Source organism: Mycobacterium sp. 852002-30065_SCH5024008 (assembly GCF_001665645.1).
Lineage (GTDB): Bacteria > Actinomycetota > Actinomycetes > Mycobacteriales > Mycobacteriaceae > Mycobacterium > Mycobacterium paraffinicum.
Genome location: NZ_LZSZ01000157.1, coordinates 56,667 through 72,814 on the forward strand (window position 1 = coordinate 56,667; position 16,148 = coordinate 72,814).

15 protein-coding genes and 1 pseudogene are annotated in these 16,148 nt (G+C 68.5%); 7 read left to right on the forward strand and 9 right to left on the reverse strand.

Translation table 11 applies throughout. From position 1 onward, the window contains the following. Positions 1 to 71 precede the first annotated feature (71 nt). Complete coding sequence (locus A5781_RS19180; protein WP_067209963.1) at positions 72 to 530, forward strand: MarR family winged helix-turn-helix transcriptional regulator; 459 nt, start codon at positions 72 to 74, stop codon at positions 528 to 530. 76 nt (positions 531 to 606) lie between these two features. Next, positions 607 to 876 (forward strand): DUF4242 domain-containing protein, encoded by a 270-nt coding sequence (locus A5781_RS19185; RefSeq protein ID WP_067209967.1) that lies wholly within the window; start codon positions 607 to 609, stop codon positions 874 to 876. 5 nt (positions 877 to 881) lie between these two features. Here A5781_RS19185 and A5781_RS26475 read toward each other — a convergent pair whose 3' ends face one another. Next, a complete protein-coding gene (locus tag A5781_RS26475; protein ID WP_067209969.1) occupies positions 882 to 3,791 on the reverse strand; it encodes a helix-turn-helix transcriptional regulator in 2,910 nt (969 codons plus the stop codon). Between the two features lie 157 nt (positions 3,792 to 3,948). Here A5781_RS26475 and A5781_RS19195 point away from each other — a divergent pair, with 157 nt between their 5' ends. Next, a complete protein-coding gene (locus A5781_RS19195; protein ID WP_067210029.1) occupies positions 3,949 to 5,325 on the forward strand; it encodes an FAD-binding oxidoreductase in 1,377 nt (458 codons plus the stop codon). A 46-nt stretch (positions 5,326 to 5,371) separates the two neighbouring features. Continuing rightward, a complete protein-coding gene (locus tag A5781_RS25215) occupies positions 5,372 to 6,229 on the forward strand; it encodes a pyridoxamine 5'-phosphate oxidase family protein (RefSeq protein ID WP_197503916.1) in 858 nt (285 codons plus the stop codon). A 19-nt stretch (positions 6,230 to 6,248) separates the two neighbouring features. Here A5781_RS25215 and A5781_RS19205 read toward each other — a convergent pair whose 3' ends face one another. The 5 genes from A5781_RS19205 to A5781_RS19225 form a co-directional block, all read right to left on the reverse strand. After that, on the reverse strand, positions 6,249 to 7,061 hold the full coding sequence (locus A5781_RS19205) for a polysaccharide deacetylase family protein (RefSeq protein WP_067209972.1): 813 nt from the start codon (positions 7,059 to 7,061) through the stop codon (positions 6,249 to 6,251). A gap of 206 nt (positions 7,062 to 7,267) precedes the next feature. Further along, positions 7,268 to 8,659, reverse strand: coding sequence for an alpha/beta hydrolase family protein (locus A5781_RS19210; RefSeq protein ID WP_067209974.1), 1,392 nt, complete (start codon positions 8,657 to 8,659; stop codon positions 7,268 to 7,270). Between the two features lie 133 nt (positions 8,660 to 8,792). After that, positions 8,793 to 11,027 carry a cation-translocating P-type ATPase gene (locus tag A5781_RS19215; RefSeq protein ID WP_067209976.1) on the reverse strand — a complete coding sequence of 745 codons (2,235 nt, stop codon included), beginning with the start codon at positions 11,025 to 11,027 and terminating at the stop codon, positions 8,793 to 8,795. Beyond that, the gene (locus tag A5781_RS19220; protein ID WP_067209978.1) at positions 11,024 to 11,236 is read right to left on the reverse strand and encodes a heavy-metal-associated domain-containing protein; all 213 of its coding nucleotides are present in this window, start codon (positions 11,234 to 11,236) and stop codon (positions 11,024 to 11,026) included. The genes A5781_RS19215 and A5781_RS19220 overlap by 4 nt, the downstream gene beginning before the upstream one ends. 193 nt (positions 11,237 to 11,429) lie before the next feature. Next, on the reverse strand, positions 11,430 to 12,251 hold the full coding sequence (locus tag A5781_RS19225; protein ID WP_067209982.1) for a mycofactocin-coupled SDR family oxidoreductase: 822 nt from the start codon (positions 12,249 to 12,251) through the stop codon (positions 11,430 to 11,432). Between the two features lie 130 nt (positions 12,252 to 12,381). Between A5781_RS19225 and A5781_RS19230 the strand changes: the two genes are divergently transcribed. Continuing rightward, entirely contained in the window at positions 12,382 to 12,855 is a 474-nt protein-coding gene (locus A5781_RS19230; RefSeq protein WP_067209985.1) for an SRPBCC family protein, read from the forward strand. Positions 12,856 to 12,871: 16 nt separating this feature from the next. Here A5781_RS19230 and A5781_RS19235 read toward each other — a convergent pair whose 3' ends face one another. Beyond that, entirely contained in the window at positions 12,872 to 13,573 is a 702-nt protein-coding gene (locus A5781_RS19235; protein WP_231987241.1) for a TetR/AcrR family transcriptional regulator, read from the reverse strand. 67 nt (positions 13,574 to 13,640) lie between these two features. Between A5781_RS19235 and A5781_RS19240 the strand changes: the two genes are divergently transcribed. Both A5781_RS19240 and A5781_RS19245 read left to right on the forward strand, forming a co-directional pair. Continuing rightward, entirely contained in the window at positions 13,641 to 14,318 is a 678-nt protein-coding gene (locus tag A5781_RS19240) for a peroxiredoxin-like family protein (protein WP_067210035.1), read from the forward strand. Positions 14,319 to 14,349: 31 nt separating this feature from the next. After that, a complete protein-coding gene (locus A5781_RS19245; protein WP_231990758.1) occupies positions 14,350 to 14,862 on the forward strand; it encodes a YkgB family protein in 513 nt (170 codons plus the stop codon). Here the strand turns inward: A5781_RS19245 and A5781_RS19250 are convergent. Both A5781_RS19250 and A5781_RS19255 read right to left on the reverse strand, forming a co-directional pair. After that, positions 14,830 to 15,807, reverse strand: a complete 978-nt coding sequence (locus A5781_RS19250) for an LLM class flavin-dependent oxidoreductase (protein WP_067209992.1) — start codon at positions 15,805 to 15,807, stop codon at positions 14,830 to 14,832. The two genes, A5781_RS19245 and A5781_RS19250, sit on opposite strands and share 33 nt — an antisense overlap. Beyond that, a pseudogene (locus A5781_RS19255) lies at positions 15,804 to 16,148 on the reverse strand (TetR family transcriptional regulator C-terminal domain-containing protein); the annotation flags it as partial. The pseudogene A5781_RS19255 and the gene A5781_RS19250, both read right to left, overlap by 4 nt.

The following is a 16,148-nucleotide window of genomic DNA, read 5'->3' on the forward strand; positions in this document are numbered from 1 at the left end:
GCCATCGTGGCAGCCAATACGAATTTTGACAAGTTACTTGTCAATCGCGGTGAGGGTGGCACACTCTTCGCATGCGACGCCCTCTGCATCCGGACTGGCAACCCACCGTTCCCGCGCTGGTGAACCTGGTGGCCGCGTCCGGGGCGCCACGCTTGCGGGCGGCGTTTGCCGCGGCGGGACTCGACGGGATCCGCCCGGGGCAAGCGGTCGCGCTCGTACCGTTGGCGGCCGGTGGCCTGCACGCGTCGGATCTGGCCGATCGGCTCCAAGTGAGCCGGCAGGCGGTCGCCCAGGCGATCACCGGACTGGAGCGACATGGCTACGTCACCCGAGTCCCCAACCCGCTGGATGCGCGGGCCCGAATCATCGAGCTGACGCCACGCGGCCGGCAAGCGTTGCGGGTAATGCGCTCTAGCGCAGTCGAATTGGAGCGGCAGTGGGAGCAGGCCCTAGGCCGTCAGCGATTGGCTGCGCTACGTGAGACCTTGCAGATGTTGCTCGCGGCTCAGACCGAGGCGGCGGGGGAATAGCCGCCGCCGGAAATTCCCATGTCTTGATCGTCGCCGACGGCCTAGGCTCGACCCAAGACAGTGAACAGGAGTCGCCGTGCCCATCTTCATGGTCGAGCGCAACTTTGCCGAGGAACTGGAGCCCGGCCTCGAGGTTGCCGACGGTATCAATCGGATCAACGACCTCGAGGGCGTTCGCTGGATGTACTCGTTCCTGTCGGCCGACAAGCGGAAGACGTACTGCCTGTATGAGGCGCCGTCGCCGGAGGCCATCAGGTCCGCGGCGGCGCGCGCCGGCCTTCCCGCCGACTCCGTCGTCGAAGTGAAAGAGCGCCTGATGCCGGACGGGGCGCTGTCCGACATCTGAGGGCGCTAGCCGAGAAGCTCGTGGTCGGCCGCGTACATCGCCGCCTGCGTGCGGTTGGCGGCGCCGGTTTTGATCAGGATGTTGCGCACGTGGTTCGCGGCGGTGTTGGTGCTGATGAAGAGGCGCTCGCCGATCGCGCGATTGCTCAACCCCTCGGCGAGCAGCCGCAGCACCTCCACCTCCCGTTCGGTCAGGCCGTCCGGACCCACGGGACCCGCGGCCAGCACCGAAGCCGCCAGGTCGACGACGCGGGCCTGCCCGATCGCAGCGGCGATGGCGCGCGCCTCGTCGGCCAGCCGCCGGGCGTCGTCGGTGCGACCACACGACGCGGCGAACAACGCGTGCCGGGCCAGCGTCTCGCTGACATGCACCACCGAGCCCATCCGGCGGTCCATCTCGATTGCGGCGGCGAAGTGCCGCTCGGCAGCGGCACCGTCTCCGCAAAGCGCCGCCATCCGGGCCAGATATCGGTCGGCGCTGCCGAACAGCGCGACGAACTGGCCGGCCACCAAATTCTTTCCGGCATAACGCGAGACGAATGGGCGCAACGCGTGGACCGCTTCGCGCTGGGAAAGCCCTAACGCCGCCTCGACCATGAACACCAGCTCCATCGGCCACTGCGCATCCTCTAGGCGGTCGCCGAGGTTGCGGTTGAGCAGTTGATTGAGCGCACGGTTCATGCCGCGTTCGCACTGCAACTCGGTGTACAGGGCAAGCAGCCCGGGCACCCAGCGGCCGGCGAACGTTTCACTGCCGTCGATGAAGCCGCCGAACCTTTTCAGGTCGCCGGTTTCGCGGCGGATCATGAACATCTGGACCCCGTTCGAGCCCTCGGTGTCGTCGGTGCCGAACAAATCGCCTGTGCGCAAGGCGATGTCGGCCCATCGTTCGGCGCCGGTGAAGTCGCCGCGCAGGTAGGCCAACGCTTGTTCGATGCACGCGCCGACAAAGCCGAAGGCGGGCTGACCGCAGCTTTGGGCCGCACGCCGCATGTCGGCTGTCGCGGCGGCCAGGCCGTCGGGCCGGCCGGCCAGGTAGCTGACCATGGCGTGGAAGTGTGACGCCGCACCCAACGACTCGTAGTCGCGGCGCGATAGCGCCATGTGCGATACCTCGGCGGCACGCTCCGCCTGGATTTCACTCATCTCCGGGGTGAGGCCCTGCCACAGGCTCGTCTTCAACGTGTGCAGCAGCACCGCCTCGTCGCCGACGGCCCGCGCGCGCTCGATCGCGTCGGCGCCGACCTCGCGGGCCCGCTCCGCCTCGCCGGCGAAGGCCAGCGCGCGCCCGAAACTGCCGAGCGCCTGCACATAGCGTGGGTCATCGGCTTGCAGCCCGCACGATTCCAGGGCTGACGCCAGCAGGTCGGCCGCCTTCGAAGTCGACTGGCCGGGGCGCCAATTCGCTTCCTCGTAGCCGACGGCAGCCTCCAGCCGCATCAGCGGGTCGTCCATCGCGCCGATGCGTTCGTAGATGGTCCGCGCCCGCACGAAGGAGCCGGCGCGCACGTGGTTGGCGGCCGCGTCGAGGTGCAGCCTGGCCCGCTCCGCGAGGCTGAGCTCGGGAAGCGAGGCGGCCCGCTCGAACCACTTGGCCGCGTCCTCATAGGCCAGGCTGTGCTCGGCCATCCGGGCCGCCCGGCGCGCATAGCGCAACGCCTGCTCGTGGTAGCCCAGTACGTGCGCCATCAGGAAGTGGTTGGCCAGACGGGGGACGAGCGACGGGTCGCCACGTCCCTCGAGCGCCTCGGCTGCGCGCGCGTGCATGATCCTTAACCGCGATGCCGCCATCCCGCCGAGCACCGATTCCCGGGTCAGCGCGTGCACGAACGCGAACTCGTCATCCGAGTCGTGCACCGCGCGGACCAGCCCGACCGCCTCGGCCGAATCGATCGCCGCCAACGTCGCGGCGACCTCCGCCTCGCAGGTCGAGATGAGCGCCGGCAGGTCGAACGTCTGGCCCAGCACCGCCGCCTGCTCGATGACCGCCCGTACGCCGGCCCCCAGCCCGGCGAGGCGGCGGGCGATGGCGTCTCCGATGGACCCGGGGACCGTATGCTGCGTGCCCAAAGTGGCCAGCCCGCCGCGGATTTCGAGGTCATTGACCAATTCGGTGAGGAAAAACGGATTCCCGCCGGTCCGCTCGCGCAGCAGGGCGGCGGCTGTGCGCACCGACGCCGGGGCCAGCTGCTGGGTTCGTGCGACGAACTCGGCGATCGCCTCGGTGTCCAGGCCCGCCAGGTCCAGGCGCCGCACCCCGTCGAACCGGTGCAGCTCGGCCAGCCGGGTGGCCAGGTCGTCGGACCGGTCGGGCTCGGTCGTGCGGAACGTGACCACCACCAACATGCGCACATCGGCGCAGCCGATCAGCACGTGCTCGAGCAGCGCGAGCGTGGGGAGCTGCGCCCAGTGCAGGTCGTCGAGGATCAGCGCGATCGGGCGATCGACGGCCAAACGCCGCAGGAAGCCGGTCAGCGCGTCGAACAGGGCCTGCCGCGCCGACCCGACGTCCGGGGCCGGACCGCCGTCGGGCAAATGTCGAAAGACTTCCGACGAGAGCCGTCGCAGCTGCGGCCCCGCGTCGCTCAACGGCTCCGCCATCGAACCCGGCGGACCGGCGATCAGCAGCCGGTCGAGCGCTTCGGCGAAGGGCGCGTAGGGCAGGTCCTCGTCGGCGGTCGAACTGCCCACCAGCACCCCGACACCGTGGTCGAACAGCGTTCCGGCCACCTCCGCGGCCAGCCGCGTCTTACCGGCACCGGGCTCGCCGCCGATGAAAACCGCCTGGCGATTACCCCGCTCGACGCGCTCCCAGGCCTGCTCGAACACCGCCAGTTCCGCGTCGCGACCCACGAGCGGGCCCCGGCGGCGAGCGATCAGTTCGGCCGGGAGCGGGGGCGGCACCCACTGCGCCATGCAAACAAGGTAGCCGCGACGGTATTGGTCGGTCGATAGTCAGATGTGACTATCGTGGAATGCCTCGGAAATGCTCGGTTGTGGTCATGACGCGCGGTTCACCGACCTCGTAACGTCGGCGCATCAAGACCGGCGAGCAAACAAGGAGGTGTGGGCCATGAGCCTCACAACCGCAACCGATGAACTACGCGCCAGGCTCGGCTCGCAGGTGATCCTGCCCGACGACCCGCGGTACGAGGAGGCGCGCGCGGTCCACAACGGCATGATCGACAAGCGGCCGGCGGTGATCGCCCGCTGCGGCTCGCCCGCCGATGTCGCGACCGCCCTGGAATTCGCGCGGGACCGCAACCTCGTTGTCGCCGTGCGCGGGGGCGGTCACAACGGCCCCGGCTTCGGCACCGTGGACGGCGGACTGGTCATCGACCTGTCGCCGATGAACCGGATCGACGTGGACGCCGACAGCCGCACCGCCCGGGTCGAAGGCGGGGCGACGTGGGCGCAAGTGGACGGCGCGACGCACGCATATGGGTTGGCGGCGCCGTCGGGCATCATCTCTTCCACCGGAGTCGGGGGCCTGACCGTGGGCGGCGGTCACGGCTACCTGTCCCGCAAGTACGGCCTGACCATCGACAATCTGGTCGAGGCCGAGCTGGTGCTGGCCGACGGCCGCGTGGTGCGGGCGTCCGAATCCGAGCATCCCGACCTGTTCTGGGCGCTGCGCGGCGGCGGCGGAAACTTTGGCGTCGTAACGTCATTCACGTTCCGGCTGCATCCCGTGCACACCGTGATCTGCGGTCCCACGGCATGGCCGGCGTCGGCCACCGCCGACATCCTCTCGTGGTACCGGGACTTCATGCCTGCGCAGGACGAGGATCTCTACGGATTCTTCGCGGCCATGACCGTCCCGCCGGCGCCGCCGTTCCCCGAGGCGTTCCACCTGCAGAAGGCGTGCGCCGTGGTCTGGTGCTACACGGGCGATCCCGCCGGCGCCGAGGAAGCGTTCGCGCCGGTCCGGCAGATGGAACCGGCCTTCGACGGGCTGGGCGCCGCGCCTTTCCCGGCGCTGCAGTCCACCTTCGACGGCCTGTATCCCAAAGGGCTGCAATGGTATTGGCGCGGAGACTTCTTCCGCACGGTGCCCGACGGCGCGGTTGCGGCCCACGCCCGCTTCGCCCAGGAGCTGCCGACCATGCATTCCACGATGCACCTGTACCCCATCGACGGTGCGGTCCATCAGGTCGGCCAATCCGAGACGGCGTGGGCGTACCGGGACGTCAACTTCTCCCAAGTGATCGCGGGGGTGGACCCGGACCCGGCGAACGCGGAGTTGTTGAAACGCTGGGCGATTGACTACTGGGACGCCACCCATCCGTACTCGGCCGGTGGTGCCTACGTGAACTTCATGATGGACGAGGGGCAGGAGCGGGTCCGGGCGACCTATGGCCCGAACTACCAACGGCTCACCGAGGTCAAGGCGCAATACGATCCCGGCAACGTGTTCCGGATCAACCAGAACATCCGGCCCGCGGGGTGACCCGCATACTGGGCGCCGGGGGCGCTTACCGGGAGGGCAGCCTTTCGTGATCACTCGTGATGTCGAGGCCGTTGCGGTGGCCGACTTGGCGCTGTCGCCTCCGCGGGTGGCGGTGGCCGTCACCGTGGACGGGGAGATTCTGGTCCTGCCGGCAAACGTGAACCTTGACGAGCCTGTCGATCCCGCTTGGTCGACCCGCATCGTCCAGGTGCCGGATGGCAGCCCAGACCTTGCCGACCGCAATGTCGTTGTGGTCGCCGACGACGGTCCACAGTGGTTCCGGTTGCGTTCGTTGACGATCCGCGGCACAGCCCAGGCCATGGGGGATCGCACGTACCGGGTCGCGCCCGAGCGGATCGTGGCCTGGGACTACGGTTCGCTTCGTGCGGTACCGGCACCGCCGGTGACGCCGGCTCGGCGACCGGCCTCTAACCCGCCCGCCGACGAGGACGACGTCCATCCGTTTCGGTCGCCGAACGTTGAAGCGGCCGTTCGCAGCTCGCGGGTGATGATCGTGGCCAGCCGTTCGCGGAGGGGAACGCCGTTCGCCGTGCCGCTGTGGTTCGTTACGGACGGCGGCCGCATCTATGCGACGACCTCGGCGTCGTCCTGGACGGTCCGGAACGTGGATGCCTCGCCGCGGGTCGCCCTACTGCTGGGCGGCGAGGCTGGCGCAAGCGCCGACCGACTCGTGGTGCGCGGACACGCCAGAGCCGTCCGAGGCGTACCGCCGCCGGCGGTGCTCGCCCAAATCGCTTGGCGCTACTACCTGCAACCGCGGTTCGCAGTGGTCGAGCTCAGTCACCTGCGGCTGTGGGCGCTGCGGATGCGCTATTACCGCCAGTCGAGTCCGGCGTACCTGGTGATCACGCCGGAAGCGGCAACCGAATGCCGGTTCCCTTAGCCGCTTTCCCCGGCGACCGCTACGGCGTCTTGAGGAAAACGTCGTTGAGTGTGACGGTGCGCAGGTTGCGCTCGCGGATGGTGTCGACGAGCTGCGGGTAGACGTGCGTCACGGGCAGGTGATTGAGGTGCCCGATGACGATGGCCTGCGGCGTGAAGTACTGATCGGCCATCTGCACGATGTACTCCTCGGTGATCAACGTCGAATCCGACAGCGACCCCGACCATAGCGTCGGCATGGTATAGCCAAGGTCGGCGGCCACGGCGTCGACGACGGCGTTGCGCTTCGCGTACGGCGGCCGCCAGTACGGCTTCGCGCCGATGCCGTACGTCTTCTTCAGGAATTCGTCGTTGCGGCTGAGCTGTTGGGCGACTTGCTCTTTGGACAGCGTCGTGAGGTCCGGGTGTGACCAGGTGTGGTTGCCGAGTTGGATCTGTCCGCTGTCGACCAGGGGCCGCAGCATCTCCTTGTTCTCGGTCCAGGAGTCGTAGGTGCCGTTGACGAAGTAGGTCAGCCGCACGCCGGTGTCTTTGGCGAACTGGGTGTACGCGCGCACCACCTCGCTGTTGACGCCGTCGTCGACGGTCAGCGCGAGCAGATCACCCTCGCCGGGGATCTTCATCAGCGCGCCCCCACCGGGCAGCGGGATGCGGGCGCTCAGCGGCGGCGGCGGCAACAGAGCCGACGGGGCGGTCGGGCCAGAGGTCGCCACGTCGGAAGGCCCGGGCACCTGGGCGAACGTTCGCGGCTGCGGGTCGACGACGAGCCGGGCCGCGCCCACTCCGGCGACGACAGACGCGGCGAGCGAACCGAGGAACTGACGCCGATTCATGGCGGGCAGGCGAAGGCCGGGCGCAAACGTCGGACGGGGTGATCCGGACTGGGCCCGGTGTTGGCTGCGCCGCTGCGCGCTTCGAGCCGACCCCCGGAGGGGTCGCCCGTCGTGCACAAAATCGCCAGCCATCAGCAGCGAACCGTACCACTACCAGGAACAATATGTCGGTTGCGTTACGGGAGGGTCAGCTGTGAATTTCGCGATCAGTGTGATTCCGCGCCGCCGCGTTGGGGCAGCTGAACCGGCTCGGCGGCGGGTGTGCCCAGCGTCGAGGCCAGCCAGGGCAGCGCCGCCTCAAACGCCCCGGCGGCAAACGGCCAGTCATGCTTGCCCGGCTGACTGACCACGGCGCAGCTGATGCCGTTGGCGCTACCCGCGGCGCACAACGCGTTGGCGGCGGCGTCCTGGCCCTCCGGATTGGCGGCCGGGTCAGTGCTGGGAGCGCTCCCGGTGGGGTTGGCTTCCTCGGCGACGTTGCGCGGCTCCGACGATCCCGGGACGTCGAACCAGCCCGACAAACCGGTGTAACGACCATGCCGCGCGATCACGGTGAGCGGGTCGAACGCGGCCCAGGCGGTGCGGTCGCCGCCGAACAGCTTGGCGATCGTCTGATCCTTGGGGCCGACGTTCGGGCTGCGGTCGCCGGCGATGTCCACGAATGCGCTGAACAGCTCCGGATGCATGACGGCCAGGTCAACCGCGCAGGTGCCGCCCATCGACCATCCGGTGACGCCCCAGTTCGCCCGGTCGGCGCTGACGCCGAAGTTCGACACCATGAACGGCACGATGTCCTTGGAGAGGTGATCGGCGGCGTTGCCCCGGCTGCCGTTGACGCACTCGGTGTCGTTGTCGAACGAACCGGTGGGATCGACGAACACCAGCACCGGGGAGAAGCCGTGATGCGCGGCGGCGAAGTTGTCGATGGCGGTGAAAGCGCCGCCCGGGCCGAGCCAGTCGGCCGGGGTGTTGAACGCCGAGCTGATCATCATGACCGCCGGCAGTCGGGGTGGCGGATTGCTGTTGAACCATGCGGGCGGCAGATAGACCAGTTCTCGGCGGTGGCGAAAGTGGGAGGCGTTGTCGTCGATGTCCACCGGCACCACCACGCCCTTGGTCGGCCTGGTCCCGGCGACCTGCATCTCGGTGACCCGCAGCCGGTCGATCTGGTCAGGCAACGGCACGGAGGTCAGTTGGTTCCACGCGGCAAGCGCCGTCGGGAAGTAGCCCACCCAGCCGTTCAACGCCAGTCCCGCGCACAAGGCGCACAGCGGTATGGACAGCACGGCCACCCCGCGCCGCCACCAGCGGGCGCCCCGCCAGCCCACCAGGAAGACCGCGGCGGCCAGGCCGCTCATCGCGATCCACAGCCACAGCGTCGTCGGCGCCGGGTCCCCGGCCACGCCGAGCGACGTGATGTACCGGTACGCGAGCGCGGTCACCGCGGCGGCCGCGATCAGGGCCACGGGCAGCACCCGCTTGAGCCAGCGCGGCGCACGCCACTGGATCGCGATGATCAACGCCAGCAGCGTCAGTCCCTGCACGGTCGGCGGAAACCAGCCGTGCAGCAGGGACAGTCGTCCGAAGAATTGGTCCAACGGTCGTTGCCTTTGCTGAGTCGATCGCTGCGCGGGGCGGACCCGTGGTCTTTTCGAACGCGGGGGGTCGGAACAACTATCCCACACCAGCCCCACCCGTCCGCCTGCCAGCGTGGCGTGTGGGCGCGGTGATCTAGGCGGCCGTGACGCTGCTGAACGAGCGCAGCCGCAGGCTGTTGGCGACCACGAAAACGCTGGAAAAGGCCATCGCGGCGCCCGCCAGCATCGGGTTGAGCATGCCGAGCGCGGCGAGCGGGATCGCGGCGATGTTGTAGCCGAACGCCCAGAACAGGTTGGTCTTGATGGTGCTCAGCGTGCGCCGGGAGAGCCGAATCGCATCGACGGCGGCGCGTAGGTCACCGCGCGTGACGGTGAGGTCGGCGGCTTCGATCGCGACGTCGGTGCCGGTGCCCATCGCCACCCCGAGATCGGCGGTCGCCAGAGCCGCGGCGTCGTTGACGCCGTCGCCGACCATCGCGACGACCTTCCCTGCGGACTGCAGCCGCCTGATGGCGGCGACCTTGTCGGCCGGCGTCGTCTCGGAGATGACCTGCGTGATGCCGACCTGGTTGGCGATCCGTTCCGCGACGGTCCGGTTGTCGCCGGTCAGCAGGATCGGCGTCAGGCCCAGCCGCTTGAACTGCCGGACCGCTTCGGCGCTGGTCGGTTTGACGGTGTCGGCGACCACCAGGATCCCGCGGGCGCGGCCGTCCCAGCCGACGGCGACTGCGGTCTTGCCGTCACCCTCGGCGCGGGCCTTGCCCGCCGACAGCTCGGCATCCAGCAGGTGACCTCCGTCGGCCAGCAGGTTCGCCCGCCCGATGACTACGGTGTGGCCGTCGACGTCTCCTCGCACGCCGATGCCTTGGAGGCTGGCGAAGCTATTGGCGGCGGGCAGGGCACCGAGCTCAGCTCTCGCGGCCTGAGCGATGGCCCGCCCGATGGGATGTTCGGACGCATCCTCGAGCGCACCAGCGTAGCGCAGCAGCGTTTGGCGGTCGGTCCCCGGCCCACTGATCACGTCGACGAGGGTCATCTTCCCGGTAGTGACTGTGCCGGTTTTGTCGAGCACGATCGTGTCGACGTTGCGCGTGGACTCCAGGACTTCGGGGCCCTTGATCAGCACGCCGAGTTGAGCCGCGCGCCCGGTGCCGACCAGCAGGGCCGTCGGGGTAGCCAGCCCCAGCGCGCACGGGCAGGCGATGATCAGCACCGCGACGGCCGCGGTCATGGCCGCGGTGAGCGGGAAGCCCAGCGCGACCCACCCGCCGAGCGTCGCCAGGGCGATGCCGATCACCACGGGGACGAACACGCCGGAGATGCGGTCGGCGAGCCGCTGCACCTCGGCCTTGCCCGATTGGGCCTCCTCGACCAGCCTGGCCATGTGCGCGAGCTGGGTGTCGTCGCCGACCCGGATGGCGCGCACGACGAGGCGCCCGCCGACATTGACGGTCGCGCCGGTGACGGTGTCGCCCTCGCCGACCTCGACGGGGACGGATTCGCCGGTGAGCATCGAGGCGTCCACGGCCGAAGAACCCGAGACCACGACGCCGTCGGTGGCGACCTTCTCCCCGGGCCGGACCACGAAGTCGTCCCCGACCGCGAGGCGGTCCACGGCGATGCGGATTTCGGCGCCGTCCCGCAGCACCGCGACGTCCTTGGCGCCGAGCTCCAGCAGGGCGCGTAGCGCGGCGCCCGCCGTCCGCTTCGAACGCTGCTCGAAGTACCGCCCGGCCAGCACGAACAGGGTCACACCCGCGGCGACTTCCAGGTAGATGTTGCCCGCGCCGTCGGAGGAACGGACGGTCAGCTCGAAAGCGTCGCGCATGCCCGGTTTGCCGGCCGTCCCGAAGAACAGCGCATACAGCGACCAGAGGAAGGCCGCCAGCGTGCCGATCGAGACGAGCGTGTCCATTGTGGCGGCGCCGCGTTTGAGGTTGGCCCAGGCGGCGGCGTGGAAGGGACGGCCGCCCCATACGACGACCGGCGCGGCCAGGACCAGCGATGCCCACTGCCAATAGCGGAACTGCAACGCGGGAATCATCGCCATGGCGATCACCGGGCCGGCGAGCGCGGCCGTGGTCATCAGCCGGGTGCGCAGCGCGCTCAGCTCGGGGTCGTCGGCCTGCACGGAACTTTCCCGCGAGGGCGGCAGCGCGGCGGTGTAACCGGCCTGTTCGACGGCCGCGATCAGCAATCGCGGGTCGTATCCCGAGGGGACCGTGAGTGCGGCCTTTTCCGTGGCGTAGTTGACGGTGGCGACCACGCCGTCGAGCCGGTTGAGCTTCTTCTCGATCCGGGCGGCGCAGGACGCGCACGTCATCCCCGCGATCTTCAGCTCGATTTGGCTCACCGGCGCCGCGCTCATCCCACCAGGACGGCCTCGTAGCCGGCCTCGTCCACCGCGCCGAGGACCGCTGCCGCGTCGACGGGAACAGAACTCGTGACCACCAGCCTGCCCGTGTCGGCGCTGACGTCCACGCGCTCCACACCCGGGAGGCGGCCGACCTCATCCTTGACGGCCGCCTCGCAGTGGCCACAGCTCATCCCGTCGACCCGGTATTCGCTCGTGGTCATGGTCTCCCTCTCCTGATACCCCGCCGGGGTATCTTTTGGTGCAACGTCCGCGTCTCCCGAGGTATTCCCCCACCGGGCCGTTAGCGCAACCGGGCGTCCGGGGAGAAGCCTGGGCCCGACGAAGGCGACGGGGGCGCCACCATTCTGCCTGGTGGAAGCGCCAGGACCGCGACCGGGATCAGCCCACGACGGGTCAGACGTAACCCACGCCGATATCGACCGAAAGCTGGGTCGCCGTGACCAACCGGGACTGGTCGGAAACAAGCCAGGCGACGGCGTCGGCGATGTCCTCCGGCTGGGCGATCCCCTCGGGCAGCAGTGGCTTGTGCAGGCCCCGCAAGTGCGGGTAGGTGTCGGCGGCGGCTTGCAGCGCCTCGCGCATGCGGCCGGTACCCATCGGTGTCGACACCGCTCCGGGGTTGAGGCTGTTGACGCGGATGTTGTGCCGGCCGAGCTCGGCGGCGAATGCGCGGGCCATCCCGACGACCGCGTGCTTGCTCGCCGTGTAGTGGATCATGAACGACTGCATGTTGATGCCGGCGGCCGAGCCGATGAGGATGATCGACCCACCGCGCCCGCCGTCGATGATGTGCTGGGCGCCGGCCATCACCGTGTTCCAGGTGCCGGTCACGTTCGTGTCGATGGTGTCGCGGAACGCTTCCGCGGTGATCTGATCCCACGGAGCGGGACTGCAGATCCCGGCGTTGGCGACGATGATGTCGAGGCGGCCCAGTTCGGCCACCGCCGCGTCGACCGCATCCTTGAGTGCCTCGAGGTCGCGGATGTCGACGGCCGCGGTGATGACCCGTTTGTCGTTGGCGCTCACCAGGCGTGCCGTCTCAGCCAGATCCTCGGGTGTCGGTGAGTCGTACGGAACGCTCGGCGGCAGCGGCCCGGCGATGTCGACCGCGATGATGTCGGCGCCTTCGGCGGCCAGGCGCACGGCGTGCGCCCGGCCCTGCCCCCGCGCGGCGCCGGTGATCAGGGCCACCTTTCCCGAAATGGATTGACTCATTGCTACTTTCGGCTCCTCCTGACGCGGGCTTCCTGTCGCGGCCACCCGCGGCGGGATGTCTGCTGTTCTGAGTTCGACTCGGCGAGCGTAGCGTCGACCTGACGCTGCCGGACAGCCGAAAGGAAAGATCATGACCGTCACCGTTGTCGACGTGGGCCCGCGGCAGGTAAGCCGGTCGGTCGAAGTGGCCGCGCCGGCCGCCGAACTGTACGCGATGGCCGCCGATCCCCGACGACACAGCGAACTGGATGGGTCGGGCACCGTGCGGGACAACATCAGCGTGCCCGCGGAACTGACTGTGGGGTCGAAGTTTTCGACCAAGATGAAGATGTATGGCCTGCCGTACCGCATCACCAGCACGGTGACGGCCCTGAAACCGAACGAACTGGTCGAATGGCGTCACCCGGTTGGGCACCGCTGGCGGTGGCAATTCGAGGCGCTCTCGCCGACCCGGACCCGGGTCACGGAGACGTTCGATTATCGCGACGCCGGTGCGGTCAAGAACGCGTTGAAGTACTACGAGCGGATCGGGGCGTGCAAAGGCAACGCCGCCGGAATCGAAGCGACGCTGGCCCAGTTGCGCGATCGTTACGCCGCGCGCTAACCGGGTCTCCGACGCGTCACCCCATGCCGAGGCGTCGCAGATGTTCGATCATGGTGTCGACCGCGGCCTCCAAAGGCGCGGTGTCGCGACGGACCTGGCTGAGCAGCAACCCGCCCTGGATGCCGGCGAGCATCGCCAGCGCGACGCGCTCGATGTCCGTTCCGTCAGCCAACTCGCCGCGCGCGGCAATCGCTATCAGGCTGTCGTGGATCATGTTCTCCCACTGGGCAAATGACCGCGCAAGCTGCGCTCGCGCGATAGGGTCCGACTCAGACAGCTCGTTGGCCATTGAGCCGATCGGGCAGCCGCCCGCACAGCCCATGCTGCGTACCAGGTCCACCATGATGCCGCGCCAGCGGTACAAGTCCTCGATGCTGTCGATTCGGTCGAGACCCAGGTGCTGCACGCCGAGCACATGATCGGTCTGAAAGTCGATGACGGAGGCCACGAGATCGCTCTTGTCGGCGAAGTAGTGATACATCTGCGAGGTGCTGACGGCCGCGGCCTCCTGAATGTCTTCGATGGTTGTCCGCGCGACGCCGCGCTGCAGCATCAATTCGGAAGCGGCGGCCACGATGCGCTCGCGGGTTGCGCGGCCCTTCGCGGTCAGCTTCTCGTAGGGGACCGGAGCCATAAGCTTCCTTCCGTGGAGGGACCCCCACAGACTACTCTTTTTGGAGTTGACACTCCATTTTCGGTTGGGCAGGCTGAACGTCATCGTCTACTAATCGATGCCGGAAGCCGTTGTGCGCCAAGCCGGCACGCATGTGAAGGGCAATGAACTCATGACCAGCACCGCCGACACCAACGAGACCACGATCGCCTACCGGGTCGCGCAATTCCAGCAGGGAATGGCAAGCCAGTTGCCCGAGGACGTCGTCAGCACCTTCGGCGCCGAGCAGGAGCAGCTACGGGCCGGCGGCATACCGGTCGGCGTCGCCGCCCCTGGCGACGCAATGCCCGATGTCCAGCTACTGGATGCGCGCGGCGTGCCCACCACCCTTGCCCAGAGTGTCGGGGGACGCAGTGCAGTGGTCGTGCTGTACCGCGGTGCGTGGTGCCCGTACTGCAACCTGACGCTGCGCGCGTATCAGGAGCAACTGGTCCCGCAGCTGGCGCGGCGCGACGTCGCGCTGGTGGCGATCAGCCCGCAAAAGCCCGACGGTTCACTGTCGACGCAGGAGATCAACGAGTTGAGTTTCACCGTGTTGTCCGATCCCGGCAATCAGGTCGCGGCCGGGTTGGGCGTACTCACCGCACCCAGCGAGGGGGCCAGGGCGGCCCAACGCAACCTGGGCCTCGAGCTGGCCGAAGTCAACGCCGACGGAACGTTCGGACTGCCAATGCCGACCGTGGCCATCGTCGACCACGCCGGGACCATTCGTTGGATCGACGTCCACCCCGACTACACCACCCGCACCGAGGTCGCCGACATCGTCGCTGCCCTGAGCGGCCTCGAGTGAACCCAGGGCTTCGCGAATTCGTCCTCACTTTGTGGACGAAAACCCCGTCGTAACGCGCGCCAGCTCAAACCCGTTGGCGCAAACGCTTACCCGGTGGGGGCAACTCACCAGCCGCTACGGCCTCGTCATCGTTCTGGCCTGGATCGGGTTCGGGAAGTACGTGAAGATGGAATCCCGCGTGCTCATCGAGCACAGCCCGCTGATGAGCTGGATCTACGAGGTTTTCAGCGTTGCCACCGTCGCGCGCGGGCTGGGGACGATGGAAATCGTTGCCGCCCTTCTCATCGCGCTTCGGCCCGTGTGGCCGCGCGTATCGGCGGCCGGCAGCGCGCTGGCCGTGATGCTGTTCCTGGGAACGCTGAGCTTCCTCTTCACCACACCGGGGGTGGTCGCGACGCATGCCGGTGGTCTTCCCGTGCTGTCGGCGCTGCCGGGGCAGTTCCTGCTGAAGGATCTGGTGCTGATCGGCGTCGCGGTGTGGAGCCTAGGTGACGCGCTGTCGGCGGGCAGGTCACACGTTGGGCAGAACCTCGTCGGCCATTAGGTGCAGGCTGGACCAGCCCGCGTCGATCGGAAGGCCGCCGATGAGGGGGTTGATCACGACTTCCCTTCGGCCACCGTGGATCTGATCGATCAACTGTTCCGGGGTCAGTATCTCGACATGGTTGAGGCGGCGCAGGTCCCGGATCGAGGCCGGCGCGGTTTCGTTGGGCCGCGGTACGTCGGCGCGCTTCCAAGCGCTGTACTCGACCGCCTCCGCCAGGATGAAGTCGCCGTAACGCGACCACGCCTCGTCGGGATCGGCGTGCAGCAGGGTGACGGTGCTGCCGTTTTCGGGGTGGTAGACGAAACCCTCGTTCCCGTGGTTGCGCAACTCCTGCGTGTACACCGCTTCGACCTCGGGCATGGCCATCGGCGGTGAAAACGGAAGCCCGAAGCGGGCCGCGCGCCGGGCCGCCGCGGCGGTCATACCGCCAACGAAAAGGATCGGATGCGGACGGGTAAACGGTTTCGGGGTGACGTTGATGAGCGCGCCGTCGTATTCGAAGGGTTGATCACTCCACGCCTTGAGCAGCACCGTCAGGCAGTGGTCCATCAGGGTCGCCCGGCCCGACCAGTCCTTGCCGACGGCCTGATACTCCTCGGGCCGGTAACCCATGCCGGCCACGAAACTGAAGCGGCCCCGGGTGAGGTTGTCCAGCACGGCGACGTCCTCGGCCAGCCGAATCGGATCGTAGAGCGGGACGATCAACGCGTTGACGCTGATGCGAACGTTGCGTGTGCGCCCCGCTACCGCGGCGGCCAAAATCAACGGCGACGGAAGCCAACTCGTGGCCGCCAGATGATGTTCTTCTGCGCTGACGGCGGTGAAGCCGCGGCGATCGGCGAACTCCGCCATGTCCAGCGCAGCCCGGTAACGATCCGCTTGGCGCGCTGTGGGATCGGCGACATTGGTCATGTTGAGCCGCAGGGCGGTGAGTAACTTCATCGGTGTGCGCCGGCCGGGCGCGCGAAGAGAGTTCCGCTGATCAGGTCTTTGGCCGAATCAAGTGCCGCAGCGTACGCGTCCGGAGCCAGAGTGGCGGCCCGCTCCGTGAGACCCCGCGCCAGCGCGTGAATCGCATCGGCCGCTGCGTCCGGGCGGGTGTCGGTAGGCAGCGCGCCCTGCGCCCGGGCCTCGGTGATGATCTCAGTGATCGTGTCGCGCAACGCTTTCAGCCCGGCGTACCGCGGCCGGCCGCTGGCCGGATGCTCGTTGCTTTCACTGCGAATCGCCCGATCGAAGGCGGCCAAATAGGGGTACTCGCGCATCAACCTGCTCGACTCGTC